Raw genomic sequence first — 26,826 nt, 5'->3', positions numbered from 1 at the left:
ACAATATTATTTTACAATGCGCACCCTTAAAATGCTTTTGAACTATAAATTTAGTTAAAAGATTGGGAGGGATATAATGAAATACGAAATATCAAAACAAGCCAAGCTGCCTACAAAATTTGGCGACTTTCTTGCTATAAGCTTTCGCGAATATCTCAATAATAATGCCAATATCAATCCAAATGCTTATATCAGCGATGCACCACGTGAGCATCTTATTGTTTTTACTCCTCATTTAGGACAAACTCCTCTTGTAAGAATCCATTCTGAATGCCTAACCGGAGATGTTTTTGGCTCAAAAAAATGCGATTGTGGCAATGAGTTTGTTTTGAGTATGGAGAAAATCGCACAAAATCCCGATGGAGGAATGCTTATTTATTTGCGTCAAGAAGGGCGTGGTATAGGACTCTTTAATAAGATTAATGCCTATGCTTTGCAAGACGAGGGCTATGACACGGTGGAAGCAAACCAAAAACTAGGATTTGAGAGTGATTTAAGGAGTTATGAGATTGTAGGGGAAATTTTTAAGTATTTTCAAATCACCCAAATCAATCTCCTTACTAATAATCCACGCAAAATTACTGCAATGGAAGCATATACAAAAGTTGTGCGCCATAGCATCATTACCCCGACAAATCCGCATAATGAGGGCTATTTAGAGGTTAAAAAAGAAAAACTCGGGCATCTGCTTTAGAATCTTTAAGGAGTGAGAATGGCAGATTATCCTACCCTTATAAGCTATGCAGAAGCAAATGAGATTTTACATACGCTCCCGCTAGAACCACTTGGAGTACAACAAGTGCATTTTAAAAATGCACTTTATAGAATCTGCGCTCAAGATTTATGCGCTCCCTATGATGTTCCAGCCTATCCCACAGCGGCAATGGACGGCTATGCAATTAATTTTGATGATATGCCCTTGCTCCTTACTCAAGGCTTACAGATTCTCCCACCAAATAAAGCAGGCAATCCTATGCGCCCTACATTACAAAGAGGCTATGCAATCAAAACTTTCACAGGCTCTATAATGCCTATAAATGCTGATACACTCGTTATCATAGAGCATATCTCATTGCAAGAAGATAGAATCTTCTTAAGTGCACCTCAAGAGCAAGTGCAAAAGGCAAAGTGGATTCGCCAAGTGGGAGATAATTATAAGCAAGGGCAAGTGCTTCTTCAAAAAGGAGATAGAATCGGAGCTTTTGAAATTGGTTTACTTGCTGAACTCAATCAAAGCTTTTTGCTTGTCTATCAAAAAGTGCGAGTGGGTATTTTATGTGTGGGTGATGAAATTATTGAAGTAGGACAGATAAGCCCACATCATAATGTTGTGCGTAGTGTAAATGCACATCTTTTAGAATCACTTTTGCTACAAATGGGGCAAGAGCCTATCGTCTATCCTCTGCTAAAAGATGATAAACAAGAAATTAAAAATGCCTATAAAAAGGCTTTAAATGAATGTGATATGATTGTGAGTGCCGGTGGTATGAGTATGGGAGATTATGACTACACACAAGAGGTAATAGCAGAGCTTACAAACATTGCATTTAAAGGTGTGCGATTAAAGCCGGGTAAGCCTGTTATCTGCGCTATATATGAAGATTCAAATAAGAAAAAACCTATCTTGGGCTTGCCCGGATTCCCTAATTCTTGTGCTATCACTTTTCTACTTTTTGGCTCTATCCTCCTTGCGCGTTTGCAAAATAGAATCTATCAGCCAAGTATTTTTTGTGCCACACTTTGCGAAGATGTCAAAAGAAGTGATTCTCGCCTCGAATTTCGTGCTTGTGATGTGCATCAACATAATGGCACCTTGCAAGTGAGCTTTAACACAAAAAAATCCCTACAAAGCTCAATGATTAATAATCTCACACATAATGCTGCCCTAGCAATTTTAGAGGAAAATGGGAGTAATTTAAAAGCAGGAGAACAAGTAAAAGTGATGTTTTTAAATCACTTTTAACTTCAGTTTTGCTATGATTTTTTAAGATTTTAATCCTTTTAAAATAAAAATATAAACAAAAGGGCAGACAAGGATATACGATGATTAAAGTTGAATTTTTAGGTCCTATGAGCGATATTCCATCTCGTGAATTAGAGGCGCAAAATCTTCAAGAGTTAAGAGATTTACTTACGCAAGATACATCTTTACACTCTTGGCTTGAAATAAGCGCTGTGGCAGTCAATGATGAGCTTATTGAGGAGCTTTCCTATCCGCTAAAAAACGGCGATAGAGTGAGTTTGCTCCCCCCTGTGTGTGGTGGATAATGCTCTCTCTCTATCAAGGTGCATTACCTACTTATGATATTTATATCAAATGGGAATCCCTTGCCCAAAGCAAAAATGCGGGGGCATTGAGCATTTTTACAGGCATTGTGCGCGAGGAGATTCAAGCAGAAGGGCAAATAGAAGCTTTGAGCTTTGATATTTATGAACCTCTTTTGCAAAAATGGTTTGATAAATGGCAGCAATATGCACAAAAAGAACACAATGCGTATTTATGTATGGCACATAGTATAGGCGATGTGAGTGTGCATCAAAGCTCTTATATGTGTGGCATTATCTCATCAAATCGCAAAGGCGTATTGAGTGTATATGAGCTTTTCATAGAGGATTTTAAGGCAAATGCGCCTATTTGGAAATATGATGTTATACATCATCGTAGAATCTATGCCAAAGAGCGAAGCAAAACACTTGCAGGTAGCGGGATTCTTGCGCCAAAAAGTTTTTGATTATAGAAGTATTAATGCAAGATTCCATACTTTCTCACAACAGCAACCAAAATCTAAAAAAGCCTATTGTTTTTGCTTTTAGCGGTAAAAGCAATAGCGGTAAAACAACGCTTATTTGCAAACTTTGCGAATACTTATGCGCATACAAAATTGCTATCATCAAGCACGATCCAAAGGATAAGGCAGTTTTTGATACTAAAGGCAAAGATTCCTATGAATTTTTTCAACGCGCCAATGCAGTCGCACTCATATCGCCTACACGCACAACCCTACAAATAAAGCACAATGCACAAAAAACAAAAAAGAAGCAAGAATCTCCCACGCAAGAAGCACAAGATTCTCAAACACAAGCCTTTTATGATACATTGGCACAATTTGCAGAGTATGATTATATCTTCATAGAGGGACTAAAAACCCTACCTTTTGCGCGTATTGTAGTAGCGCGTGAAACAATAGAATCTTCATATATTCCCTATGCTAATGCTTTTGCTATTGATGAGAGTGTAAAAAATGTAGATATTTTGCCCCCTCACTTGCCTATTTTGCCCTTAAATGATATAGCTTGTATTGCTCATTTTATTCGCAACTTTAGGCATTCACAATAATTTTATAAAGGAGAGCAAATGCAAGAGATGCAGACAATCAAAATTGGCATTATTGTTTCAAGTGATAGAGCGGCTCTTGGTATATATGAGGATATTTCAGGCAAAGCAATACAAGAGGTATTAAGTGAATTTATCCTTAATCCTTGCGAGTATCACTACCATATTATGAGCGATGAGCAAGAGATTATAGAATCTTATCTTAAAAAACTAAGCGATGAGCAAGGTTGTGATTTAATTGTTACTACCGGTGGCACAGGACCAGCACCAAGAGATGTGGTGCCAGAAGCTACACAAAATGTATGCCATAAGATGTTACCGGGCTTTGGGGAACTTATGCGTAGTGTAAGTCTTAAATATGTGCCAACTGCTATTTTATCGCGCCAAAGCGCAGGGATTCGCGGCAAAAGCCTCATTATTAATCTCCCGGGCAAACCAAAAAGTATTAGAGAGTGTTTAGAGGCAGTTTTTCCCGCTGTGCCTTATTGTATTGATTTAATAGAGGGGCGATATATTTATGAAAATACTCAACATATCCACGCCTTTCGCCCCAAAAATTAGATTCTAAAATACACAAAAATCCCAAAATAAGGAGTAAAAATGAATCTTACGCATCTTGATGAAAAGCACAATCCGCGAATGGTTGATGTCAGTGATAAATCTATCACTATGCGTGAGGCGTATGCAAGTGGAACTATCTCAATGAGTGAGCAAGCTTTTGAATCCGCCATAAATCACACAGGCAAAAAAGGCTCAATTACGCAAACTGCGATTATTGCTGCAATTATGGGGAGCAAAAAGACAAGTGAGCTTATCCCGATGTGCCACCCGCTTCTTATGAATAAGATTAATGTAGATATTACGCCAAATCCACATCAGCACTCTATCACACTTGGTGTGCTTGTCAAATGCGAGGGCAAAACAGGTGTAGAAATGGAAGCTTTAACGGGCGTAAGCATAGGGCTTCTTACTATTTATGATATGCTTAAAGCCATTGATAAAACAATGACAATAAGCGATATTTGCCTTCAATCAAAAAGCGGTGGCAAAAGCGGGGATTACAAGCGTGAAAAGTCAAAATAATGTATGCACTTAAAAATATGAAGGATTTATAAAATGATTGAAATACTCTTAGGTGGCATTGTTGGGCTTATATGCGGGGCTATGGGTATGTGGTTATGGCAAAGAAAAATAATTAAAGCCCTAGAATCTGCCTTTAATGAAAAAATAGAAAAGCAAAGATTAGAGAATCAAAGCCTCAATGAAAAATTAGAGCAACAAAGAGTAGGTAACCAAAGCCTTTCAGTCGCCCTTGCAGAATCCAAAGGAGCTATTCAATCCTTAGAATCTACCTATAAACAACGTTTTTTAGATATGCAAGAAGGCTTTGAGACGCGTTTAAAGGAAGAAAAAAGACATTATGAAGCAAGAATAAATGAGCAAAGAGAGTATTTTAATAAAACGCTTGATTCTATACAGAATCAATACAAACTCACACAAGAGGAAATACAACAAAAAGAGGCACAAAACAAAGAGGAGCTTAAAAATGCTTTTAAGGCTTTAGGTGCAGATATTTTGGAGCAAAATAAACAAAAATTTGCGCAAGAGCAGGTGCTCTCCTTGCAGCCTTTGAGGGAGGAAATTACCAAATTTGCAAAACAACTGAGCGATAATCATATAGGCTCAATTAAACAGCATAGCGCACTTGTTGCGCAAATTGAACAACTCCATAAGCTCAATATGCAACTTTCAAATGATGCTCAAAGCCTCACCCAAGCCCTTAAAGGCGAGAATAAAAAACAAGGAAATTGGGGAGAGATAATCTTACAAAAAGTGCTTGAAAATAGTGGATTAAGAGAGGGGCGAGAATATGAACTCCAAGTCAATATGCACGATGATGAGCATAGAGTGTTCCGCCCTGATGCAGTGATTAGACTTCCTCAAAGCAATGGTGAGCAAAGATGCGTGATTGTTGATGCCAAAACTTCACTTCTTGCCTATGAGAAATTGTGTAATGCCACAGATTCAGAGGAAAAAGAGAGGGCACAAAAGGAACTTGTAGCGTCAATAAGAAACCACTTTAACAATCTAAGCGCAAAAAACTATCAGCAATATTTAGAGGGGCAAAAACTTGATTTTGTGCTGATGTTTATACCCATTGAAGGGGCATTTTTAGAAGCTATGGCACAGAATATGAATCTCTATAATGAAGCCTATCAAAAAAAGGTAGTGCTTGTCTCTCCTACTACTATTATGGCGGTGCTACGCATTATCCATAATCTCTGGAATATCGAATACCGCAACAAAGAGAGTGATAAGATTTTTGCAGAGATTCAAAAGCTTTTTAGCGCCATTGAACGATTTGAGGGGAGCTTAAATGCTCTATGGCGTAATATTGACACACTCAATAAAACGCGTGAAGATGTGAAAATAAAATATGAGGGCAATCAAGGCATTGCTAAAAAAAGTCAGGCTATTCAGAATCTCCTTAAAGGGGCAGGCGTTACGGAACTTAAAGATTCTACAAATGGGCAAGAATCTTTGCTTGAAGAATAACATTAATTAAAATCTAAAATATTTTAAATCCAAAAAAATATATCCCTTAGAATAAAAAACTTCATAAAGATAAACTTTTGTTGAATAAAGCAATGTATAATGAAAACATAAATGTTGCTACATTGTGTTTAAGCGCGGTTGTATCAGCGTTTAATTATCTTTAAATAAAAATAAGGAGCTTATTATGGCTAAGTATATAGAATTGAGCAATGATAGTTTTGATGCAGAAGTTATGGGTGGTGGCGTTGCATTGGTGGATTTTTGGGCGCCTTGGTGCAATCCTTGCAAAATGCTCACTCCTGTAATCGACAAACTTGCTGAAAATTATGAGGGGAAAGCAAAAATATGCAAGGTCAATGTTGATGAGCACGCCGAGCTTTCAAAACGCTTTGGCATTAGAAATATCCCAACAATCCTCTTTTTCAAAGACGGAGAAATTAAAGAGCAAGTAACAGGCGCAAAATCTGAAGATGATATTCGCGCAAAGCTTGATTCACTCCTCTAAGATATTTGCACACTTGCCTTATAGCGGTGCTCGTTAGGATTCTTAAAAAATAGAATCTAGACAAGAAACATCGTTGCATATTAATGGCAATAACAGAATTCGCAATCCAAGTCTTGGGCAAGATTAAAATCTTAAACCCAATGGGTTACGACAAAATAGTATTATAAGGTAAGGTGCAAAAACATCTCGTATCACTCCTCTCTTATGGTTACGATTTTTTTAAAACTTTTTTCCTTTCAACTCAATTACCATTGGCTTACGCTCGGTGGTGCAATTTTCCTTACCTTATGCCTTAATTATTCTTTTTATACTACATTTGATGAAGTCGCTGCACAAACAGGCTTTACTTATCTTATCTTTTGTGGAAAAATCGTCTATATATTAATTTTAACTCTTGCGCTTGAGATTCTAAGCTTGCGCTTAAGTGTCAAATATGTGCTAGGATTTGTCCTACTTTTAAGTAGCGTATGTGCATATTATATGGATTCATTAGGTATAAGCATTAATGAAGACATCATACAAAGCGTGGTAGAGACACATACAGATGAAGTCTTTGATATGATTAATTTTGGACTTGTAATGTATGTGCTAGGATTTGGCATTTTGCCTTGTGTTGTGCTTAGATTTTTAAAATTAAAACGGCTCACATTTAAAAAATCCTGCAAACAAAAAGTTTTAATACTAGGGATTTTAAGTGCGCTTATTGCGCTAAGCTATATGACTTGGGGTAAGGACATTGTATTTGTTTTTAAAGCACAAAAAAGCCTAGCAGATAAGCCTAATCCTATCGCGCCCATTCGCTCTGCAATTCTTTATGTGCAACATTTACAAGAACACGACTTTGCACCTATGCTTGTAGCTCAAGATGCGCATTTGAATGCAAATACGCCACCACAAATCGTGCTTTTTGTCATTGGTGAAAGTGCAAGGAGTGCAAATTTTTCGCTCAATGGCTATGATAAACCTACAAATCCCTACACAAGCGCCCTCAATGTGATAAGTTTTAAAAATTTTTACTCCTGCGGAGTGGTTACGGCTATTTCTGTTCCTTGTATGCTCACACACTACACACATCAATCCTACACTCACCGCAATTTATCCCTCTATGTCAATAATATCCTTGATATTGCACAAGATGTAGGCTATGAGGTATGGTATTTGGGCAATAATGGCGGCAAATGCGTGGGAGGCTGTGATAGAAATATCAAACATACTATTATTTATCCAAGTGATAGCCTTGATAGTATAATGCTTCCTGATATAGCCCACATCGTAGAAAATGCACAAAAAAAGCAACAAAATACCTTTATTGTTGCGCACGGCTATGGTAGCCACGGAGCTTCTTATACCAATCGCTATCCTTTAGAATTTGAAACATTTACTCCTGTATGTAAAGAAAAAGAATTATCAAAATGCACTCACGAAGAGATTGTTAATGCTTATGATAACTCAATCCTCTATAATGATTGGATTTTAGCGCAAATGATACATATACTAGAAAAAGTCAAAATGCGCTCAATGCTATGGTATGTGAGTGATCACGGCGAAAGTTTGGGGGAGCTTGGGCAATATATGCACGGGGGATTAGGCTATACTCTCGCCCCAAAATATCAAATACATATTCCCTCAATAATGTGGTTTAATAATCAATGGGAAAATACCCCTACCCTTGCTTTAAACAAAAAAGATGCTACACTAAGCCACGATTATATTTTCCATACTCTGCTTACTTTGCTTGGGATTCAAACGCAAGATTATGATAAGAATCTTGATATTCTGTATCACCATACTATTAAAAAATAATATTTAATAATCATTATTTTTAATTTTTTAAACAAATTTCATACAATTTTTTATTTTATATGAATAATTCAAAACAATTACTTTTAGTAACTTTTATTGAGAAATATTCTATCTTTCCACATTTTGAATTCCCATTAAATTAAAAATAGTAATAGAATCATAAATGTTTCAGCAACAACATTTAAGTGAAGAAGGGACTGCTATGAAGACACAAAATGCACAAAAAGAGTTGTTTCAAAAAGCTTCTCAAAGACTTGAACAGCTCTCAAAACTTCCTGCCCACAGAGCAGACAAGGATTTATTCAAAGAGTTAGAATCAAAAGGATTCTCACGCCGAGACTTTATCAAATGGTCTGGTATGATGACAGCTGCGCTTGCGCTTCCTGCGACTTTTGCACCACTTACAGCAAAAGCTGCTGAACTCGCCAATCGCCTCCCTGTTGTATGGTTACATATGGCAGAATGCACCGGTTGTAGCGAAAGTTTATTGCGAACTGATGCGCCAAGTATAGATTCTCTTATCTTTGATTACATCAGCCTAGAGTATCACGAAACCGTTATGGCAGCAGCTGGTTGGCAAGCAGAAGCAAACCTTGAAAATGCGATTGAAAAATATGCAGGTGAGTATATACTTATGGTAGAGGGTGGTATCCCTAAAGGAAGCAGTGAATTTTACCTCACTATCGGCGCACACGGACGCACAGGTGCAGAAGAAGCGAGAGTAGCAGCAAAAAATGCAAAAGCAATCTTTGCTATTGGAACTTGTAGTAGCTTTGGTGGGGTGCAAGCAGCTTATCCAAATCCAACAAATGCAATGCCTCTTAGTGAGATTACAAATCGTAAAGTAATTAATGTGCCTGGCTGCCCACCAAGTGAAAAAAATATTGTGGGCAATGTATTGCATTTTATTCTCTTTGGTGAATTGCCTACACTTGATGCGTATAATCGCCCCACTTGGGCATATGGATTAAGAATCCACGATTTATGTGAGCGCAGAGGGCGATTTGACGCAGGACAATTTGTAGAACATTTTGGCGATGAAAACGCACAAAAAGGTTACTGCCTTTATAAAGTTGGCTGCAAAGGACCTTATACTTTCAATAATTGCTCAAAATTACGTTTTAATCAACATACAAATTGGCCTATTGGTGCAGGGCACGGCTGTATAGGCTGCAGTGAGCCAAACTTCTGGGATACGATGAATCCATTTGAAGAACCTATTGGCAATCGTCTTTATGCGACAAACTTCAATGGAATGGGTGCAGATAAAACAGCTGATACAATCGGTTCTGTAATACTTGGAGTAGCAGCAGTGGGTATTGCTGCACACGCCATTATTAGTTCAACACAAAAAGCAAAATAAGGGGTAAAAAATGACAAAACGTATAGTAGTAGATCCAATTACAAGAATCGAAGGGCATTTACGCATTGAAGTGATTGTTGATGATAATAATGTAATTACTGATGCGTTTTCTACTTCAACACTATGGCGAGGATTAGAAACCATTGTAAAAAATCGTGATCCACGCGATGCGGGCTTTCTCGTACAAAGAATCTGTGGTGTCTGCACATTTTCTCACTATAAAGCAGGTATTACTGCAGTGGAAGACGCGCTTGGCATCAAACCCCCGCTCAATGCAATTCTTACACGCACGCTAATGAATATTTCGCTTTTCTTGCACGATCACGCGGTGCATTTTTATACCCTACACGGACTTGATTGGTGCGATATTACCTCTGCACTTCAAGCTGATTGTGAAAAAGCAGCAAAGCTTGCATTCAAATATAGTCCGAATCCTATTTGCACAGGCGAAAATGATCTTAAAGCTGTGCAAGAAAAAGTAGGTGCTTTTGTTAAACAAGGTGCATTAGGACCTTTTGCAAATGCGTATTGGGGGCATAAGACTTATCGCTTTAGTCCAGAACAAAATCTTATTGTTCTTTCGCATTATCTCAAACTTCTTGAGGTGCAACGCGTTGTAGCGCAAATGATGGCAATCTTTGGAGCGAAAAACCCACACCCACAAAGCCTTACCGTTGGTGGTGTAACTTCTGTGATGGATATTTTAGATCCTAGTCGATTGGGTGATTGGTTGAGCAAATATAAAGAAGTGGTAGAATTTGTAAATCGTGCGTATTGGGCAGATATTATTATGGCAGCAGAAGCTTATAAAACCGAAGATTCTGTGTTGAAAGGTTGTGGTTTAAAGAATTTTATTAGCTTCCAAGAAATGCAAGTAGGCGAAGATGAATGGCTCTTTAGTAGCGGTATTGTAAAAGATGGTGATTTAAGCAAAGTATATCCTATTGATGAAAGCAAAATCACAGAGGAAGCTACACACTCTTGGTATGAAGATAATGAGCCTCTTCACCCCTATGATGGTAAGACAAATCCTAAATACACAGGCTTTAGAGATGCTCAAACAATCGGAGCTAATGGCAAACTTGTGGATTCTAAAATTATTGATGAAAATGGCAAATACTCTTGGATTAAATCACCTCGATATGACGGAGAACCTATGGAAGTAGGGCCTCTTGCTAGTGTGGTTGTAGGATATGCAAGTGGAAATCCAGCGATTGTAAAAGTTGTAGATGAGCTCTTAAGTGTTACAGGACTGCCAGTAGAAGCGATTTTTAGCACACTTGGCAGAACTGCGGCTCGTGCAATTGAGTGCAAGGTTGTAGCAGACAATGGCATTAAGGCTTTCAATGCACTTGTAGCAAATATTGCTGCAGGCGATAAAAACACTTGTGCAACTTATGCTATTGATAAGAACAAAGATTATAAAGGACGATACATTGGCAATGTGCCTCGAGGAATGTTGAGCCATTGGGTGCGCATCAAAAATGGTGTGATTGAAAATTATCAAGCTGTTGTGCCTTCTACTTGGAATGCAGGACCTAGAGATTCTAAAGGACAAAAAGGGCCTTATGAGATGAGTTTGATAGGCACTCAAGTTAAAGATATTACACAACCATTAGAAATTATCCGCCACATTCACTCGTTTGACCCTTGTATCGCTTGTGCAGTGCACGTAATGGATACACAAGGTAATGAGCTTAGTCAATATAAGGTAGAACCATCTTTTGCGAGACTTCGCTAAGGAGGCAATATGAACAAAGTTGAAATGTTTAAAAAAGAACTCCATATGCACGAGGAGTTTTCAGGACTCACTCGTTTGTTTCACTGGCTACGAGCATTGTGTATTTTTTCGCTCATTGCCACAGGATTCTATATTGCTTATCCATTTCTTATGTCTCAACCAGATGTAACACAAGCTACATTGCAAGGAAGCATAAAAGGAGAAGTGGTAATTGAGCAGCAAATGGGTGCGGTAGACACCTCATATCTTCAAGCCTATATCCGCAATGTGCATTTGATTATGGGCTTTGTGCTTATTGCTATTTCCTGCTTTAGAATCTATCTCTTTATTTTTGATAAAAAATCTTTGCCAGAGAGAATTTCTTTTGGGCAAGTTATAGATCCAAAAGTATGGATTGGACAGCTTAAAGCTTATCTTTTTATAGGCGCTCACCCACACATTAATGGCGCATATAACCCATTGCAATTTGTTACATACTTTTTCCTTGCTATACTTGTGCTTCTTATTTCACTTACAGGTATAGTGTTATACTATAATGTTTATGGAGATGGACTGGGTGCGATTTTGGCATTTTGTTTCAAATGGGTAGAGGTGCTTTGTGGTGGCTTGGCAAATGTGCGAAACATACATCATATTCTCACTTGGGCATTTGTGATTTTTATCCCTGTGCATATTTATATGGCAGTATGGAATTCACTAAAATACCCAAATGGCGGTGTAGATGCTATAGTAAGTGGTATGCGCTATACTGAAGATGTAAAAGTTTGATGAAAATTCTTGTGCTTGGCATCGGCAATATCCTCTTTGGCGATGAGGGTATTGGGGTGCATTTAAGCAATTTCTTAAAGCTAAACTATCGCTTTAGCGGTGAAAATGAGGTGGATTTTGTCGATGGTGGCACACTCGCTACTATGCTTATTCCCCTCATTACTTCTTATGACAAAGTATTAATCCTTGATTGTGTCAGTGTCAATAACGCCCATATTGGCGAAGTGTATTATTTTGATTTTGACAATGTTCCAAAAATCATTACTTGGGCGGGGAGTGCGCACGAAGTTGAAATGCTCCAAACCCTGCGCTTAACAGCTATCAATGGTGATTTACCTCCTGTAAAAATTATTGGTATTATCCCTGAAATTATTGGTGAAGATACAGCCTTTACTCTTTCAGAGCCTGTAAAAGAGGGAGCGAAAGTAATGGAAAAACTTGCCCTAGAATTTTTAGCAGAAAATGGAATCCACGCCCAAAGAATCGATAATAGAGATTTGCAAGAAGTTGCTAATGGTTCATTTCGAGGTTATGAATGATTTATGATTTTTGCTTCTCTAATACAAGCACTGACGAAGATTTTTTTTTCTATATCCTTGCTCATCAAGCTCACACTTTACATTTAAATGCCTTTTTTTATACGCATAATCAGCATACGCATTGCCTCATACCAGACTTATATACACTTATACAATCTCATAAGCAATCCACTCTCACAAGCCCTTTAGAGCAATTTATCAAAGATGATATAAACTATGCCCAACAGATTCTATCCTTTGCAAACAATATGGCTCACGCTCTACCGCTCTCACTTTATTTTTCTTTTATACAGCTCACGCCTATTACCCCATCACAAGCTTTCTATGATAGCCTTGATGATGTAAAATCTGCAGATTCCCTTAAAGATATTTTTGCTCACGCCCTGCCCTTTGCCCTATTAGAATCCCCACAGAATCTTAGCTTACACGATGAGCAAAATATACTTGCGCATTTTAAAACACCCAAAACTTACTATTACACGCCCTTGCAAACACAGCAGATTCTAAATCCTACAAGTGATGTTTTTGCAATGCTCAATCCCACTAATGCTCCTACACACAAGCCTCTTGCCAAGCAAGATAAAGCTTATTTTTTAGATATAATCCGCTCCCTAAAAGCTGGAGAGCAAAAGGTATTTTGCACATCACGTGGCACACAATTACTCTCTCTTACACCCAATGCACACACGCATACAACCATTTTATGCGATATTGGCTCACTCAAAACCTATTTTCGCACACATCAAGCCCGCATAGATATTTTGGCAAGCTTTGAAAAGCCCCTTACTCACCTTGTGCCAAAAGAAGTATTTGAATCTCTCTTTCCTCTTAATGAATATGGCTTGGTAAAAGTTGGTTTGCCCTATGATATGCCTTTAGCTCTTCTTGGTGCGTTGCTTTTACAAGATGAAATAGGCTATTTCTTTCTCTCTCATACACAAGAAGAGGCAGATTTTGATTTTTTACACTCCCCTACCCCTAAAGAACAGATTCTAAGCATTGCGCAAAATGGTATGTTTATTGATACACATATTGCACAAGATAACACATTCCAATCTCTCATAGATGCGCATTTAGGCACGGATTCTACACATTCTCACCTGATTATTTACCTTAGCACCAAGCACCCAAGTGCTTTTCTTATTTCACATCAATCCCCCAATCAGCCCCCTAGAGTCCTTTTAGACATTGACTTTGAAAATAACCCACAACTTATATGTGAGAAAATTATTCATTCTTATGAAAGTGGCGATGAACTTTTAAAAAATTTTGGAGCGCGTTTTCCACAGATTCTATCTACTCTTTTTGAGCTACCCGCTGAATCTCGTCCCACACGCAATCTTATCGATATTTTTGATACTTGCGCCCTTGTTTTAGGACTACAAAATAAAACCAAAGCTCACGCTATCAATAAAAATACGCTTTTTTATTATGCCTATCGTTTTGTGCGAGAGAGGGGACCACGCATTGATTATAAACTTTTGCGCGAAGATAATCGCATTTGGCTTGATTATTATCGCATTATCCGCTCCTGCCTTAGCTTTAAGTGTGCCAATATGGAAGATGAAGTTCTAAGCTTTGGCATCATAGATTCTTTGAGTGAATTCGTTGCCACACTTGTGAGGGACTGCATTACCAATCTTAATATTGATAAAGTCCTCTTGCTTGGAGATATGCTAGAAAATTATATTTTCCTTGATAAACTCTTAGAATATCTACCTAAAAATATACAGCTTATTCTCCCCAAAGATGGTTTTATTGATTACGAGTAGGTTACCCAAAATAGCTATAATTGCCAAGTTTTATAAAGGAGTAAAAATGAAATCTGTTTTTTCTGTCTTAATTCTAGGATTTGTAACTTTTATAATAGGCGCGTGCAGCAGTGAAAATACCGCCCTCAATGGTAATGAATGCCCACAAAATGCGCTTTGCCTCTATAAAAGCGTATCTATCTCGCAAGCTATTATTCCTAATGCCTACAAAGCAAATATTCGCATTACAGAGAGCGATACTCTGCGTAAGGGTGGCGAGATAGAACCAAGCACCAAAAAAGATATTGCCGATACGCTTAATGATATTATCAGTCTTAGTAAAAAACAAGAGCTATGTGAGGGAGGCAATCACGATTTACGCCCTAATATCCAATACAAAGATGGCGCGGCAAGAGACACAGTGGGCTATACGCTTAATTTTAATCTCGAATGCAATGTGCCAAGCAAAAAAAAGAAAGAATATGATAGCTTTGTTGCTGATATTGACAAAAAAATCAATAAAAACAAATATTTGAGTTTCCTTGCGCCAAATGTCAATATCATTGCCACACCCGAATCTTTACAAGAGGCACAGGATAAAGCCTTTGAAAATGCACTCACATTTGCAAAGCAAAAAGAAGGGGATTATTCTCGTATTGTCAATAAAAAATGTATCCTCTCGGGTGCAGATTCTATGAACGCACCTCTTATACAGCCCAAATTTGCCCTTACTCGCGCTGAATCAAGCAATACTACAAGCTATGCCGATACAAGCTGGGAACTTCCTACGCCCAAAGAACAAGAAATTACAGCAAAAGTTCAAGTCAAATATATTTGCAAATAAAGGTATTATTATAATGAAAAGCACATTTGATACACTCCTTATACACGGCGGAGCAACCACAGACCCACACACAGGTGCAGTAAATTGCCCGATATATCAAACCTCCACATATGCCCAAAGTGCGCTAGGTGAGCATAAAGGTTATGAATATTCTCGCACAAAAAATCCCACTCGCGATGGGATTGAAAGCCTTATTGCAGAATGCGAAGATGGAAAATTTGGCTTTGCCTTTGCTTCGGGTATGGCGGCAATTGGCACAATTTTGAGCCTTTTTTCAAGCGGAGATTGTGTGATTATCTCGCGTAATATCTATGGCGGCACTTTTAGAATCCTCGATAAAGTTTTCTCACGTTTCAAAATAGGCTATAAAATCATCGATACAAGAGATATAGATGCGCTTAAAAAAGCCATTACGGCAGATGTAAAAGCTGTGCTTATAGAAAGCCCTGCAAATCCGCTTTTAAATGTTACACCCCTCGCACAAGTGGCAGCTTTATGTAAAGAAAAGGGCATATTAAGCATTGTGGATAATACCTTTATGACGCCCTACTTACAAAAACCCTTGAATCTTGGCATTGATATCGTCTTACATTCAGCAACAAAATATCTTGGTGGGCATAGCGACCTTATCGCCGGGCTTGTAGTTGTCAATGACGAAGCACTTGCCCAAGAAATTGGTTTTTTACAAAATAGCATCGGCGGTGTGCTAGCTCCTTTTGATAGTTTTCTTTTGATACGAGGTATAAAAACACTTGGATTGCGTATGCAAAGACATTGTGAAAATGCACTTTTCCTTGCAGAGGCTTTGAGCCAACACGAGGCGGTAGAGAGAGTATATTATCCGGGATTAGCGAGTGATGAGGGCTATAAGATTCAAAGCTCACAAGCACGAGGTGGTGGAGGTATGATAAGCTTTGAGCTTAAAAATAACTATGATTACAGAATCTTTTTCAAATCAACCTCTATCATCGCATTAGCTGAAAGTCTTGGCGGGGTAGAATCACTTCTTTGCCACCCTGCATCAATGACACACGCCTCAATCCCGCAAGATATACGCGAGAGCTTAGGCATCAAAGAAAATCTTATTCGCCTATCAGTAGGCATAGAATACGCTCAAGATTTGCTTGATGATATACATCAGGCAATTACTCAATCAAAGCGATAAAATATGATTTTTAGCTCAAGCCTACAACTCATCGGCAATACGCCACTTTTAGAGCTTAGGCGCATAAAAATTCCAAACAATAATCGTATTTTTGCTAAATTAGAGTATTGCAATCCCGCAGGGGGTGTGAAAGATCGTGTAGCACTCTATATCTTTCAAAAGCTCTATGATGAGGGCAAACTCAAGAAAGATTCTGTGGTAATTGAGGCAACTGCGGGGAATACAGGGCTTGGCATTGCCCTTGTTGCGCAACATTTTGGTTGTAAAGCAAAGCTTGTTATACCTGATAAATTTTCTATGGAAAAACAAATCCTTGCCCGAGCGCTTGGTGCAGAAGTGATTAATACTCCCAAAGAAGAGGGCATACAAGGAGCGATAGATAAGGCAAAATATCTCCTTGATACTACGCCAAATGCTTTTAGCTTACATCAATTTGAGAATCCGCGCAATCCATACGCACACTATCTTACCACTGCCACAGAGATTTATGCCGATATGCAAACCCTTGAAAATGCACATTCGCCCCTTTTTGATTATTTTGTTTGCGGTGCGGGAAGTGGTGGAAGCTTTAGTGGCTGTATGCGCTATTTTAAAGAAAAAGATACGCGCATACAAGGGGTGCTTTGTGATCCTATTAATTCAGTAATTGGCGGCAAAAGTGAGGGCTGCGCACATATTGAGGGGATTGGCAATGATTCTATTCCTCAAACAATGGATACCTCACTCATTGATAGAGTAGAAAAAATCAACGATGAGGAAGCGTGTGAGGGGCTTACAATCCTTGCAAGACAAGAGGGGCTTTTGGTGGGAATCTCATCAGGGGCGTGCATAAGTGCCTCTCTTAAGCTTGCCCAAAAAGTGCAAGATTCTATCATTGTAACGCTTTTTGCTGATGATTTTAGTCGCTATTTCAATCATAGCGTTGTTGCTCGTATGCAGCTTACTTAAGAGCTAATCTCCCTTAAGACGCGCAAGGTATTTTAAGCGATAACCTTTGATTTTCTCTCGCGCAAATTTTTGCATATCAGCAGCCATATCAAATTCATCGATGATTTCCTCTCCCAAAAGTGTCTCAATTACATCTTCAAGTGTTACCACACCAACAAATTGCCCATAAGTATCTTGCACCACAAAAAGTCGCATTTTTTTGCGAGTAAAAAGATTTAAAAGCTGCAAAACCGAAACATCAAGCGCAATCGTATGTACAGGAGAGATAAGCTCATACATTTTCTTTTCTTTTTCCTTTTTAATGCCTTCTTCTAAAATATCTTGCGCATAGACAATACCAATGATGTTATCAAGGCTCTCCTCATAAATAGGAATGAGAGCGTGATGGTAAATCTCCTCAAGCTTTAAAACCTCCCCTATCTCCATATCGTGCGAGAGAGCAAAGACAACACTGCGAGGAGTAAGTATATCAATCACTTGATATTTTTTAAGTTCAAGGAGATTTTCAATAATATTTTCCTCACGCGCACTAATTGAACCACCTTTATGTCCAATTTGACTTGCTGCGAGAATCTCCTCACGACTTATGGGGTTGCTATCTACTTTTGGCTTAACAAAACGCGTGATGAATCTTGCTATCCACACAAAAGGAAAGGTGATTTTAAGCAAATAATGAATGGCAAGTGTTACAATAGGTGCAAAACTTTTCCAATAGGTCGTGCCTAGAGTCTTTGGGAAAATTTCACATACATAAATAAGCACGATTGTCAGCAATACTGCCCCAAAAGTCTCCCATTCCAAGCCATAAATGCGCGCTACTTCAATCCCCACACCTGTGGAAGTTGCTGTAACACCAAAGGTATTAAGCACTAAAATTGCACCCTCTGCATCATCAACATTATTTTTTAAATACCTTAAATATCCGCCAATTTTGGGGTTTTTCTTCTCATAGCTTGTAACATATGAGGGCGTGATAGAAAGGAAGACAGATTCCATAATAGAGCATACAAAGCATACAACAATGGCGATTGTGCAATATAAAATAAGTAATCCCATAAGTTCTCTAATCCTTTTGTGTAGCTATTTTATGTAGCCTTTATTTTGCCTATTTGCGTAAGGTCAGCTTGTGTATCGCCCACACTCAAAGTAGCACTTATCACATCATCAAGGCTTACGATACCTACAAGATTTTCTCTAGTATCAATCACTGCAAATAAATGCTCTTTTTTACTAATAAATTGCTCCAATAAATCAAGTAGATTCATATTTTCATTTATTTGTGTGATTTCTTTAGCAAAATGCTTAAGTGGCTTTTTCTTTTTTTTATCAAGCATTGCTTGAAGGATATGTTTGCGATACACAAGTGAGCAAATATTATTTTTTGCCCCTGCATACAGCGGGATACGCGAGTATTTATGCTCCTTTGTAGCCTTGATAGCTTCTTTAACACTCATTTCTTCATCAAGCGCAAAAATCTGCTTTTTTTGCGTCATAATATCTTTTACACTCAAAGTCTTTTGCTCAATAAGATGCTCTAAAATATCTCCCTCTAGCTCATTTATAGAGCCGCTTTTTTCGCCAAGCTCCATTACAGCTAGCACCTCATCACGGCTCATTTGATTCGTGGCATTATTTTTAAATAATCGCGTAATAATGCGTGAAACATATACCAAAGGAAAAACAATCCAATAAAGAGCTAAAATAATGTAACAAGAAGGGAGAATGAGGGTTTTCCAATAAGTCGCGCCAATGGTTTTAGGCACAATTTCTGAAATATATAAAATGCTTATAGTCATCACAAAAGCAACTACTCCTTGCCAAGCCTCGCCAAATATCTTTACCGCTTGCGCTCCCACACCTGCTGCACCCACCGTGTTTGCAAAAAGATTCACAATTAAAATTGCACCAATGGCATTATCAATATTTGCCTTAAGATATTGTAGAATCTTTCCACTTCTTGGGTGAAGTTTAGGATAGCTCTCCACAAAAGGCGGCGTAACAGAAAAAAGCACCGCCTCTAAAATGGAGCATACAAAAGAAATACTGATTGCAAGTAAAAAATAGGCAATAAGCAAACCCATTAGAAACTCTTTATCCTCTATTCATTAGCTTTGAAATGTCAAACATTTAGAATCAAAATAAGGAAGCAATTATAACATAATGCAAGAAAAATAAAGAATCAAAATACAATCGCTCTCTTAGAAAACAAAAGACAAAGATTGATAATATGATACAATGTCAAACATTTAATAGCTAAAGGGGGCAGAAATGATTCCATTTCTTGATGTGAAAGCTATCAATGAGCGATTGAAAGACGAGCTAGAATCTACTTTTAGCAAGGTGCTACAAAGTGGTTGGTATATTTTGGGTGAGCAGTGCAAGAGCTTTGAAGATGAATTTAGCGCATATTGTGGGACAAAATATTGTGTAGGCTGTGCCAATGGCTTAGATGCTCTAAGGCTCATCATAAAAGCTTATGGCTTTGGCGCAAATGATGAAATTATCGTCCCTGCAAATACTTACATAGCAAGTATTTTAGCCATTACTGATAATGCTTGTAAGCCCGTATTTGTCGAACCTAATCTTTCAACCTACAACATCGATGTAGATTTGATTGAGGCGCATATTACAGAAAAAACCAAAGCGATTATGGTGGTGCATCTGTATGGAAGAGTGGTTGAAATGGAAAAAGTATGGGCTTTGGCTCAAAAACATAAACTCGTAGTGATTGAAGACTGCGCTCAAGCCCACGGCGCGATATATCAAGGCAAAAAGGTAGGGAATCTAGCCGATGCGGGTGGATTCTCATTTTTTCCGGGAAAAAATCTAGGCGCATTGGGTGATGGAGGCTGTGTAACGACTAATGATAAAGCATTAGCAGATAAAATAAGAGCTTTGGCAAATTATGGCTCGCATCAAAAATATGTCAATATGTATGCGGGGATAAACTCAAGGCTTGATGAGATTCAAGCGGCATTTTTGCGTATTAAACTCAAAACCTTAGATAGTGATAATCAAAGGCGTAGGGAGATTGCGCGGGAATATTGTGCAAAGATTCATAATCCACTCATCACACTCCCGCATATAGGAAGCGAGGAAGGGGTAGTATGGCATCTTTTTGTCGTGCGCACAAAGCATCGTGCCTTATTGCAGGAGTATTTAACAAAAAAAGGGATTCAAACGCTCATTCACTACCCTATCGCGCCACATAAACAAGAAGCTTACAAGGAATACAATCATCTGCATTTGCCTATCACGGAGCAAATCCACGAAGAAGTGCTTTCGCTCCCTATAAGTCCGGTAATGAGCAATGAGCAAGTGAGTGAAGTTATCGCGGCTATAAATGCGTTTAGAGGGTAACGATGCAAATCTTCGGCTTGAATACTTACCAAAAGAGTTTGGAGCTTATAAAAAAATTTGAGATAGAGACTTATATTAAAGAGATTTATAAAAAACTAGGCAAAGATTTGTGAGAAGAAGTTTAACAAGAGGGTATAGAGACACAAACAACACTCCTTGTGGTTTCAAGAGTGTTTTTATATCTTTTTATCAAAACTAAATTAAGTCTTAATTTTCATTTAAAGCCTCTTTTGCCTTCTGTTTAAAAGGCTCTAAATCAAAAGCTTTTATCTTTTCTTCCATAATTTCAAAGTATTTATCCATATTTTTGGGCGTAAGAATGTGGGTGTTATTTTTTATCGCATCAAGATGCATCAAATTCATATCGGCATTATAATGATGTGGGTCTTTATAATTTGCGATATTATCCGCATAGTCTAAATCATCAAAGCCATAAATTTTCACATTAGGGTATTTACTTGTTTCTACAATAAACCATTTAAGCCAAGTCTCTCTATAAAAAGAATCACCAATGAGATGAGCCAATCTTGAATAAGTTGGGATAATAAAATAAAAATTAGTATTTGGATTTTCTTGAACAAAACTGAGGAGATATTTTTGCAAAACAGATTTATTTAATCTTATATCAATATTGCTTGAAGGATTAAATCCTTTGGAGGCAATTATTTGTTTCATTGTATCAATATACATTGCTTTATATTTATCTGATTCTAAATATTTTTTCCAGTTGTCAAATCCTCCAAAATATTGAGTTGTATCATCAATCCAGCTTGTTAGTTTTTCTATATCATCATATTCTTTTCCTACGCATTCCTCCTCTAAAGAATAACTTAAAGCACAAAACAAAAATTTAGGATTTTTAAAATTTATATATATCCCAAGAGGAACAAAAAAATTATTTTTGTCATTATAAATCGCTTCAAAATATCTTGTATCGGCTACTCTATCACCCACCCAAGCATCTAAAGAATAGATGATATTTTTAATTTCTTTCTTTTTGAGAGCATAATCTAAAATAATTGCTCTTTCATTGGCTGTACCACCTCCAATAGATAAATTCACCCATTTTCCACCCAACTTATTAGCTGATTCTTTAAGCGAAGTGTTTTGAAGCATTGAAGTACCCAAGATAATAGAATCAAAATTATATTGGTCGATTATTTTCTTAGCTTGAGTCCTATCTTTCACAAAAGTTTCTTTTCTAAAATAAGGCTTGTGATAAAGCTGAAGCGGGTCATAAATATAAAACAAAGCAGATAAAGCCATAAAGATAAATAAGGGAATAAATGAACTTAAAATCACCCATTTTTTATAAATATTCATAAAAAATCCTTAAAAATTAAAATAAATAAACTCAACATAAGGGATTGCAACTAAGGTAAAAAGGCTTATGACAAGAAGCAAACTCACAAAAACCATAGTTTTTTTATTTGGAGTGAAATTTTTATTGAGTTCTATGCTATTTTTACAAACCAAACATAGCACAAAGGCAATAATAATAAAAATTAAGGTTTCATTGCTCCCGCTGATATTTTCTAGGCTTTCTCTCATTCTGTGCCATTTAAAAGGCAATTCCACCCAAACTACACCAAACATTGATTTTAAAAGATTTATCGCCCCTTGTAAATTTTCACTTCTAAAGAAAATCCAAGCAATATTGATGAAATTAAAGGTTAAAAACCACGCCAAAATTCTATAAATTTTGTTTTCTAAGAATTTTCTTCCCTCTACCCAAAAACTATAAATTCTATGAAGTATCATTGCAAAAGCGTGTAAAAGCCCCCAAATCACAAATCCCCAACCCGCTCCGTGCCAAATTCCGCTCAAAAATGCCACGATAAAAAGATTTCTAAGATTAATAATTTTGCCTAAACGATTGCCACCCAAAGGGATATAAAGGTATTCTTTTAAAAATCTCCCCAAAGTAATATGCCACCTTCGCCAAAAATCTGCGATATTGAGGGATTTATAAGGCGAATTAAAATTAATCGGCAAAACTATGCCAAAAAAGAGTCCTAAGCCTATTGCCATATCACAATACCCACTAAAATCAAAATAAAGCTGGAATGTATAGCAAAGGCTTGTTGCCCACGCTTCTATAATATTTAAAAACTCTCCATTCTCTACGACTCTAAAACCCGCATTTGCCCACACAGCAAAGGAATCTGCAATATAAACTTTTTTGAAAAGCCCTATAGCAAAGATAAACAAACCCTTAGCCATTAATTCCCAATTTACAAGTTCTTTTTTAGTATTTAAAAGAGCGTGAAATTGAGGCATCATTTCTTTGTGATGGACAATTGGACCTGCGATGAGTTGAGGAAAAAAGCTGATAAATAAACAATAATCTACAAAATCAATCCTGTGTTTATTTTCTAAATCCGCATCGTTAGCCTTTTTATGACAATCAACTAAAAAAGCAATTTGTTGAAAGGTGAAAAATGAAATAGCCAAAGGTAAGAGTATATGTGGTAATGGAATCTCAAAATCTAAATTTACGAGTTTGGAAAAAAGATTGAAATTTTCTAAGAGAAAATCAGTGTATTTAAAAAAGCCCAAAAGTGCGAGATTAAAAATCACACCTGTATAAATAAATGCTCTCCCACCCCCTACACGTTTGTTTAAAATCATATTGGCGATAAAAAAATTCACCACAATCGAAAAAAGCAAGATAAAAAGATATTCAAGCTTCCAATACGCATAAAAAACAAAGCTCGCACCTACTAAGAAAATTTTAGCGAATTGATAAAATTTAAGACTTTTGAGTATATAAAATCCTAGCAAAGCACAGGGTAAAAAGATAAAAATAAAAGCAAAAGAGGAAAATACCATAATATAGCCTTATAATCTTTAATGAAATAAAAACGCATTATATCATTTTTTTTTTTTTTTAATCAATTTCACATATTTTTTAAAAAATTAATTTTCAAGCAAGATTTTAGTTTATGAATGTGAGTTTTAAACCTTAAAAACTTCCCTTTACATTAACTTTTCTCCACCATTAAACTTCTCTCCGTCATTGCAAGGCTTTTGCCGAAGCAATCTAAAAAATTTTAAAGCAATGCAATGAGCAGGACTACACACAAAGGCTTAGCGCGATTATAGAGAATTATCACCGCGCATTAGAATACATCAATGGCGACAAAGCACTCGACAAGGCTTTATATTTAATGGTAAATAAAGCTTAATCTTAGTAATTTTTTGGTATTCTCCAAATTTCTACTCAGTAATACATTAAATAACGCAGGAGCAGGTTTGAAAGGTATCATCTTAGCAGGAGGAAGTGGAACAAGGCTATATCCTAGCACGATTGCACTTTGCAAACAGCTTTTGCCTATTTATGATAAGCCTATGATTTATTATCCTTTATCTGTTTTGATGCTTGCTAAAATCCGCGAAATCCTCATCATTTCTACGCCTAAGGATATAGTGAGATTCCAAGAAATCTTTGGAAATGGGGATTGGCTAGGAGTGAGATTTGAATATTGCGTGCAGCAAAGCCCTGATGGCTTAGCACAAGGACTTATTTTAGCTGAAAATTTTGTAGGAAAAGATGAAATAGCTTTGATTTTAGGCGATAATATCTTTTATGGGCAGGGACTAAGCCCGATTTTAGATGATGCGAAAAAAGCCACTAAAAATCACCAAGCGACAATTTTTGCCTATCATATTAAAAATCCTCAAGCTTTTGGTGTTGTTGAGATTGATAAAAATGGGCAGGTTTTAAGCCTAGAAGAAAAACCACAAAATCCTAAGAGTCATTTTGCAGCTACTGGGCTTTATTTTTATGATAATGATGCGATTGGTATTGCTAAAGAGCTTAAGCCTAGCCCAAGAGGAGAGCTTGAAATTACTGATGTGAATATCGCGTATTTAAAAGCAAAAAGACTTAAGGCGCAAATACTACATCGTGGTTTTGCGTGGCTTGATACAGGAACACACGATAGTTTGCTCGAAGCAGGAAGTTTTGTCCAAACCATAGAGGCAAGGCAGGGCTATAAGATTGCTTGTATAGAAGAAATTGCGTATGCTAATGGGTGGATTGATGAAGATAAATTGCTTGAGAGAGCGAAGATTCTTAATAAAAGCAGTTATGGGCAATATCTTTTAAATGTGATAAAAGAGGGAAGATAGAATCAATGCGAAAGGTATTAATTACAGGAGGAGCTGGGTTTATAGGCAGTAATTTTATTGCATATTTTTTACAAAAATACCCCCAATATGAGCTTTTTAACTTAGATTCCCTTACCTATGCCGCAGATTTAGCCAATCTCAAAGAAGTAGAAACAAATCCACACTATCATTTTATCAAGGGCGATATTTGTGATGAAGCATTGGTGAAAGAAATTTTTGATACCCATACTATTGATAGCGTGATTCATTTTGCTGCAGAATCTCACGTGGATAATTCCATAGCTAATCCTAGTGCCTTTATTAAAACCAATGTTAATGGGACTTTTAATTTATTACATCAAGCTTATCTTTCTTGGTTTGATGCTCCTTTAAGTCCCAAAAAAGACAAGCAAAACTGCATATTTCATCATATTAGCACCGATGAGGTTTTTGGCTCTTTAGAGGAAAAAGGAGGATATTTTACAGAATCCACCCCCTATGCACCTAATTCCCCTTATAGTGCCTCAAAGGCTTCGAGTGATATGCTTGTAAGAAGCTTTCATCACACTTATGGGCTAAAGACTTTTATCACAAACTGCTCGAATAATTATGGTCCCAAACAGCACGATGAAAAGCTTATCCCTACGATTATACGCAAGGCTTTAAGAGAGGAGAAAATTCCTATTTATGGAGATGGGCAAAATGTGCGGGATTGGCTCTTTGTGAAAGATCATTGTGAGGGTATTGATAAGGTATTTCATAGTGAGTTTTTTGGAGAGAGTTTTAATATAGGTGGAAATTGTGAAAAGAAAAATCTTGAGATTGCTAAGGAAATTTGTGCAATTTTAGATACTCTTGTGCCTAGAAAAAATGGTAAAAACTATGCCTCTTTAATAGAATTTGTGCAAGATAGAGCCGGGCACGATAGACGCTATGCGATTGATGCAGGTAAGATTCAAGAAAAACTTGGCTTTAAGAGCAAAGAGGGCTTTACAAACGGCATTAGAAAAACTATAGAATGGTATATAAAGAAATATCAATGAAAATTATTCGCAAAATCGTAAAGAAACTCTACAAGATTCGTATTTTTTGGTTTAAAAAAATATTGTCTAATTACAAAATTAAAGGCAAATTTAAAATCAATTCGCCCACGATTTTTCTCACTACAAACAATGGTGGAGCAATAAAAATCGCAGATAGTGTGCATTTGGGATATTTTCCTTCACCTCATTTTTTCAATGCCTATAATCACTTAGAAGTAAGGGGGGGGGGGGATATAATGATAAATTCCCATACGACTATTAATAATAATTTTCTTATGTGTGCGGAAAAAGCAAATATTTATATTGGGAAAAATTGTTTGATAGGGGTAAATTTTTCTGCAACGAGTTCAGATTTTCACGGACTTAGCATTAAGGATAGAAATAATAGAGAAAAAATTAAAAGCAAAGATATTTATATAGATGATGATTGCTTTATTGGTTCTAATGTTACTATTTTAAAAGGCGTGAGGCTTGGGAGAGGTTGCGTAGTAGCTGCTTCAAGTGTAGTAACGCATTCTTTTGAGGATAATTCTTTAATCGCGGGGAATCCTGCAAGACTGATTAGAAAAATAGAACAGGAATAAAAATGCAGTATAAAATGATTGATTTACAAGGATTTTGCGATAAAGATTCTATTTTGGTTGCTCTCCAAAAAGAGTCAAATTGCCCTTTTGAGATTAAAAGAGTTTTTTATATCTTTGATGTTTTGCCCCATAGAGTGAGAGGGCAACACGCAAATAAAAATTCAGAATTTTTAATGATTTGTTTAAATGGTAGCTGCAAAGTAAAGGTTGATAATGGAAAAAAACAAGAAATTTTTGTTTTAGATAGCCCACAAAAGGGGCTTTATCTAGGCAAAATGCTGTGGAAAGAAATGTTTGATTTTTCTCAAAATTGCATTTTGCTTGTTTTGGCTAATACCTACTATGATAAAAATGAGTATATTTATGACTATGAAGCCTATAAAAATCTAATGGGGGGGGGGGTAATACA

The 26,826-nt window shown here is 37.0% G+C and carries 27 protein-coding genes; 23 read left to right on the top strand and 4 right to left on the bottom strand.

Translation table 11 applies throughout. The features are described 5' to 3' along the window. The first annotated feature begins 76 nt into the window (after nucleotides 1-76). The 18 genes from ribA (at nucleotide 77) to J1E28_RS02470 (ending at nucleotide 17,317) form a co-directional block, all read left to right on the top strand. Entirely contained in the window at nucleotides 77-694 is a 618-nt protein-coding gene (gene ribA, locus J1E28_RS02555) for a GTP cyclohydrolase II (RefSeq protein ID WP_291026379.1), read from the top strand. Nucleotides 695-712: 18 nt separating this feature from the next. Next, nucleotides 713-1,963, top strand: a complete 1,251-nt coding sequence (locus tag J1E28_RS02550; protein WP_291026378.1) for a molybdopterin molybdotransferase MoeA — start codon at nucleotides 713-715, stop codon at nucleotides 1,961-1,963. Nucleotides 1,964-2,043: 80 nt separating this feature from the next. Then, nucleotides 2,044-2,268, top strand: a complete 225-nt coding sequence (locus tag J1E28_RS02545; protein WP_291026377.1) for a MoaD/ThiS family protein — start codon at nucleotides 2,044-2,046, stop codon at nucleotides 2,266-2,268. Beyond that, the gene (locus J1E28_RS02540; protein WP_291026376.1) at nucleotides 2,268-2,732 is read left to right on the top strand and encodes a molybdenum cofactor biosynthesis protein MoaE; all 465 of its coding nucleotides are present in this window, start codon (nucleotides 2,268-2,270) and stop codon (nucleotides 2,730-2,732) included. Before J1E28_RS02545 ends, J1E28_RS02540 begins: the two co-directional genes overlap by 1 nt. Before the next feature lie 14 nt (nucleotides 2,733-2,746). Beyond that, complete coding sequence (gene mobB / locus J1E28_RS02535; protein WP_291026375.1) at nucleotides 2,747-3,337, top strand: molybdopterin-guanine dinucleotide biosynthesis protein B; 591 nt, start codon at nucleotides 2,747-2,749, stop codon at nucleotides 3,335-3,337. Between the two features lie 27 nt (nucleotides 3,338-3,364). Further along, a complete protein-coding gene (gene mog / locus J1E28_RS02530; RefSeq protein ID WP_291026403.1) occupies nucleotides 3,365-3,895 on the top strand; it encodes a molybdopterin adenylyltransferase in 531 nt (176 codons plus the stop codon). Between the two features lie 39 nt (nucleotides 3,896-3,934). Next, a complete protein-coding gene (gene moaC / locus J1E28_RS02525) occupies nucleotides 3,935-4,417 on the top strand; it encodes a cyclic pyranopterin monophosphate synthase MoaC (protein ID WP_291026374.1) in 483 nt (160 codons plus the stop codon). Nucleotides 4,418-4,450: 33 nt separating this feature from the next. Beyond that, nucleotides 4,451-5,890 carry a DNA recombination protein RmuC gene (gene rmuC / locus J1E28_RS02520; RefSeq protein ID WP_291026373.1) on the top strand — a complete coding sequence of 480 codons (1,440 nt, stop codon included), beginning with the start codon at nucleotides 4,451-4,453 and terminating at the stop codon, nucleotides 5,888-5,890. 184 nt (nucleotides 5,891-6,074) lie between these two features. Further along, entirely contained in the window at nucleotides 6,075-6,395 is a 321-nt protein-coding gene (trxA, locus tag J1E28_RS02515; RefSeq protein ID WP_291026372.1) for a thioredoxin, read from the top strand. A 204-nt stretch (nucleotides 6,396-6,599) separates the two neighbouring features. Beyond that, nucleotides 6,600-8,198: a sulfatase-like hydrolase/transferase gene (locus J1E28_RS02510; protein ID WP_291026371.1), complete on the top strand. Its 1,599-nt coding sequence runs from the start codon at nucleotides 6,600-6,602 to the stop codon at nucleotides 8,196-8,198. Nucleotides 8,199-8,400: 202 nt separating this feature from the next. After that, nucleotides 8,401-9,561 (top strand): hydrogenase small subunit, encoded by a 1,161-nt coding sequence (locus tag J1E28_RS02505; protein WP_291026369.1) that lies wholly within the window; start codon nucleotides 8,401-8,403, stop codon nucleotides 9,559-9,561. Between the two features lie 10 nt (nucleotides 9,562-9,571). Continuing rightward, the gene (locus J1E28_RS02500) at nucleotides 9,572-11,302 is read left to right on the top strand and encodes a nickel-dependent hydrogenase large subunit (protein ID WP_291026368.1); all 1,731 of its coding nucleotides are present in this window, start codon (nucleotides 9,572-9,574) and stop codon (nucleotides 11,300-11,302) included. 9 nt (nucleotides 11,303-11,311) lie between these two features. After that, entirely contained in the window at nucleotides 11,312-12,070 is a 759-nt protein-coding gene (gene cybH, locus J1E28_RS02495) for a Ni/Fe-hydrogenase, b-type cytochrome subunit (RefSeq protein ID WP_291026367.1), read from the top strand. Beyond that, the gene (locus J1E28_RS02490) at nucleotides 12,070-12,609 is read left to right on the top strand and encodes a HyaD/HybD family hydrogenase maturation endopeptidase (protein WP_291026402.1); all 540 of its coding nucleotides are present in this window, start codon (nucleotides 12,070-12,072) and stop codon (nucleotides 12,607-12,609) included. Before cybH ends, J1E28_RS02490 begins: the two co-directional genes overlap by 1 nt. Beyond that, nucleotides 12,606-14,381 (top strand): hypothetical protein, encoded by a 1,776-nt coding sequence (locus J1E28_RS02485; protein WP_291026366.1) that lies wholly within the window; start codon nucleotides 12,606-12,608, stop codon nucleotides 14,379-14,381. Before J1E28_RS02490 ends, J1E28_RS02485 begins: the two co-directional genes overlap by 4 nt. 46 nt (nucleotides 14,382-14,427) lie before the next feature. Beyond that, entirely contained in the window at nucleotides 14,428-15,204 is a 777-nt protein-coding gene (locus J1E28_RS02480; RefSeq protein ID WP_291026365.1) for a cystathionine gamma-synthase, read from the top strand. 13 nt (nucleotides 15,205-15,217) lie between these two features. Beyond that, the gene (locus tag J1E28_RS02475) at nucleotides 15,218-16,369 is read left to right on the top strand and encodes a PLP-dependent aspartate aminotransferase family protein (protein ID WP_291026364.1); all 1,152 of its coding nucleotides are present in this window, start codon (nucleotides 15,218-15,220) and stop codon (nucleotides 16,367-16,369) included. Between the two features lie 3 nt (nucleotides 16,370-16,372). Then, nucleotides 16,373-17,317 carry a cysteine synthase family protein gene (locus J1E28_RS02470; protein WP_291026363.1) on the top strand — a complete coding sequence of 315 codons (945 nt, stop codon included), beginning with the start codon at nucleotides 16,373-16,375 and terminating at the stop codon, nucleotides 17,315-17,317. Nucleotides 17,318-17,320: 3 nt separating this feature from the next. Here the strand turns inward: J1E28_RS02470 and J1E28_RS02465 are convergent, their stop codons facing one another. Both J1E28_RS02465 and J1E28_RS02460 read right to left on the bottom strand, forming a co-directional pair. After that, nucleotides 17,321-18,373, bottom strand: coding sequence for a CNNM domain-containing protein (locus J1E28_RS02465; protein ID WP_291026362.1), 1,053 nt, complete (start codon nucleotides 18,371-18,373; stop codon nucleotides 17,321-17,323). 29 nt (nucleotides 18,374-18,402) lie between these two features. After that, nucleotides 18,403-19,398: a CNNM domain-containing protein gene (locus J1E28_RS02460; RefSeq protein ID WP_291026361.1), complete on the bottom strand. Its 996-nt coding sequence runs from the start codon at nucleotides 19,396-19,398 to the stop codon at nucleotides 18,403-18,405. 187 nt (nucleotides 19,399-19,585) lie between these two features. On the opposite strand from J1E28_RS02460, the gene J1E28_RS02455 reads away from it, so the two are divergent. Further along, nucleotides 19,586-20,677, top strand: a complete 1,092-nt coding sequence (locus J1E28_RS02455; protein WP_291026360.1) for a DegT/DnrJ/EryC1/StrS family aminotransferase — start codon at nucleotides 19,586-19,588, stop codon at nucleotides 20,675-20,677. Nucleotides 20,678-20,884: 207 nt separating this feature from the next. On the opposite strand, the gene J1E28_RS02450 is transcribed toward J1E28_RS02455, so the two are convergent. Together J1E28_RS02450 and J1E28_RS02445 are read right to left on the bottom strand one after the other, a co-directional pair. Further along, complete coding sequence (locus tag J1E28_RS02450; RefSeq protein ID WP_291026358.1) at nucleotides 20,885-22,000, bottom strand: hypothetical protein; 1,116 nt, start codon at nucleotides 21,998-22,000, stop codon at nucleotides 20,885-20,887. Between the two features lie 9 nt (nucleotides 22,001-22,009). Then, a complete protein-coding gene (locus tag J1E28_RS02445) occupies nucleotides 22,010-23,509 on the bottom strand; it encodes an MBOAT family O-acyltransferase (protein WP_291026357.1) in 1,500 nt (499 codons plus the stop codon). Nucleotides 23,510-23,932: 423 nt separating this feature from the next. On the opposite strand from J1E28_RS02445, the gene rfbA reads away from it, so the two are divergent. From rfbA to J1E28_RS02425, 4 genes are all read left to right on the top strand, one after another. Further along, nucleotides 23,933-24,811 carry a glucose-1-phosphate thymidylyltransferase RfbA gene (gene rfbA, locus J1E28_RS02440; protein WP_291026356.1) on the top strand — a complete coding sequence of 293 codons (879 nt, stop codon included), beginning with the start codon at nucleotides 23,933-23,935 and terminating at the stop codon, nucleotides 24,809-24,811. A 5-nt stretch (nucleotides 24,812-24,816) separates the two neighbouring features. Continuing rightward, nucleotides 24,817-25,833: a dTDP-glucose 4,6-dehydratase gene (gene rfbB, locus J1E28_RS02435; RefSeq protein ID WP_291026355.1), complete on the top strand. Its 1,017-nt coding sequence runs from the start codon at nucleotides 24,817-24,819 to the stop codon at nucleotides 25,831-25,833. After that, nucleotides 25,830-26,417, top strand: a complete 588-nt coding sequence (locus J1E28_RS02430; RefSeq protein WP_291026354.1) for an acyltransferase — start codon at nucleotides 25,830-25,832, stop codon at nucleotides 26,415-26,417. Before rfbB ends, J1E28_RS02430 begins: the two co-directional genes overlap by 4 nt. A 2-nt stretch (nucleotides 26,418-26,419) precedes the next feature. After that, the coding region (locus J1E28_RS02425; RefSeq protein WP_291026353.1) for an FdtA/QdtA family cupin domain-containing protein at nucleotides 26,420-26,826 on the top strand (407 nt) is incomplete at its 3' end.

This window comes from Helicobacter sp. (genome assembly GCF_022511165.1).
Classification (GTDB): Bacteria; Campylobacterota; Campylobacteria; order Campylobacterales; family Helicobacteraceae; genus Helicobacter_C.
This window is presented reverse-complemented; position numbering and strand designations above follow the sequence as displayed.

Coding starts and splice junctions, on each gene's coding strand:
- ribA (WP_291026379.1), top strand. CDS start 77: ATGAAATACGAAATATCAAAACAAGCCAAGCTGCCTACAAAATTTGGC.
- J1E28_RS02550 (WP_291026378.1), top strand. CDS start 713: ATGGCAGATTATCCTACCCTTATAAGCTATGCAGAAGCAAATGAGATT.
- J1E28_RS02545 (WP_291026377.1), top strand. CDS start 2,044: ATGATTAAAGTTGAATTTTTAGGTCCTATGAGCGATATTCCATCTCGT.
- J1E28_RS02540 (WP_291026376.1), top strand. CDS start 2,268: ATGCTCTCTCTCTATCAAGGTGCATTACCTACTTATGATATTTATATC.
- mobB (WP_291026375.1), top strand. CDS start 2,747: ATGCAAGATTCCATACTTTCTCACAACAGCAACCAAAATCTAAAAAAG.
- mog (WP_291026403.1), top strand. CDS start 3,365: ATGCAGACAATCAAAATTGGCATTATTGTTTCAAGTGATAGAGCGGCT.
- moaC (WP_291026374.1), top strand. CDS start 3,935: ATGAATCTTACGCATCTTGATGAAAAGCACAATCCGCGAATGGTTGAT.
- rmuC (WP_291026373.1), top strand. CDS start 4,451: ATGATTGAAATACTCTTAGGTGGCATTGTTGGGCTTATATGCGGGGCT.
- trxA (WP_291026372.1), top strand. CDS start 6,075: ATGGCTAAGTATATAGAATTGAGCAATGATAGTTTTGATGCAGAAGTT.
- J1E28_RS02510 (WP_291026371.1), top strand. CDS start 6,600: ATGGTTACGATTTTTTTAAAACTTTTTTCCTTTCAACTCAATTACCAT.
- J1E28_RS02505 (WP_291026369.1), top strand. CDS start 8,401: ATGAAGACACAAAATGCACAAAAAGAGTTGTTTCAAAAAGCTTCTCAA.
- J1E28_RS02500 (WP_291026368.1), top strand. CDS start 9,572: ATGACAAAACGTATAGTAGTAGATCCAATTACAAGAATCGAAGGGCAT.
- cybH (WP_291026367.1), top strand. CDS start 11,312: ATGAACAAAGTTGAAATGTTTAAAAAAGAACTCCATATGCACGAGGAG.
- J1E28_RS02490 (WP_291026402.1), top strand. CDS start 12,070: ATGAAAATTCTTGTGCTTGGCATCGGCAATATCCTCTTTGGCGATGAG.
- J1E28_RS02485 (WP_291026366.1), top strand. CDS start 12,606: ATGATTTATGATTTTTGCTTCTCTAATACAAGCACTGACGAAGATTTT.
- J1E28_RS02480 (WP_291026365.1), top strand. CDS start 14,428: ATGAAATCTGTTTTTTCTGTCTTAATTCTAGGATTTGTAACTTTTATA.
- J1E28_RS02475 (WP_291026364.1), top strand. CDS start 15,218: ATGAAAAGCACATTTGATACACTCCTTATACACGGCGGAGCAACCACA.
- J1E28_RS02470 (WP_291026363.1), top strand. CDS start 16,373: ATGATTTTTAGCTCAAGCCTACAACTCATCGGCAATACGCCACTTTTA.
- J1E28_RS02465 (WP_291026362.1), bottom strand. CDS start 18,373: ATGGGATTACTTATTTTATATTGCACAATCGCCATTGTTGTATGCTTT.
- J1E28_RS02460 (WP_291026361.1), bottom strand. CDS start 19,398: ATGGGTTTGCTTATTGCCTATTTTTTACTTGCAATCAGTATTTCTTTT.
- J1E28_RS02455 (WP_291026360.1), top strand. CDS start 19,586: ATGATTCCATTTCTTGATGTGAAAGCTATCAATGAGCGATTGAAAGAC.
- J1E28_RS02450 (WP_291026358.1), bottom strand. CDS start 22,000: ATGAATATTTATAAAAAATGGGTGATTTTAAGTTCATTTATTCCCTTA.
- J1E28_RS02445 (WP_291026357.1), bottom strand. CDS start 23,509: ATGGTATTTTCCTCTTTTGCTTTTATTTTTATCTTTTTACCCTGTGCT.
- rfbB (WP_291026355.1), top strand. CDS start 24,817: ATGCGAAAGGTATTAATTACAGGAGGAGCTGGGTTTATAGGCAGTAAT.
- J1E28_RS02430 (WP_291026354.1), top strand. CDS start 25,830: ATGAAAATTATTCGCAAAATCGTAAAGAAACTCTACAAGATTCGTATT.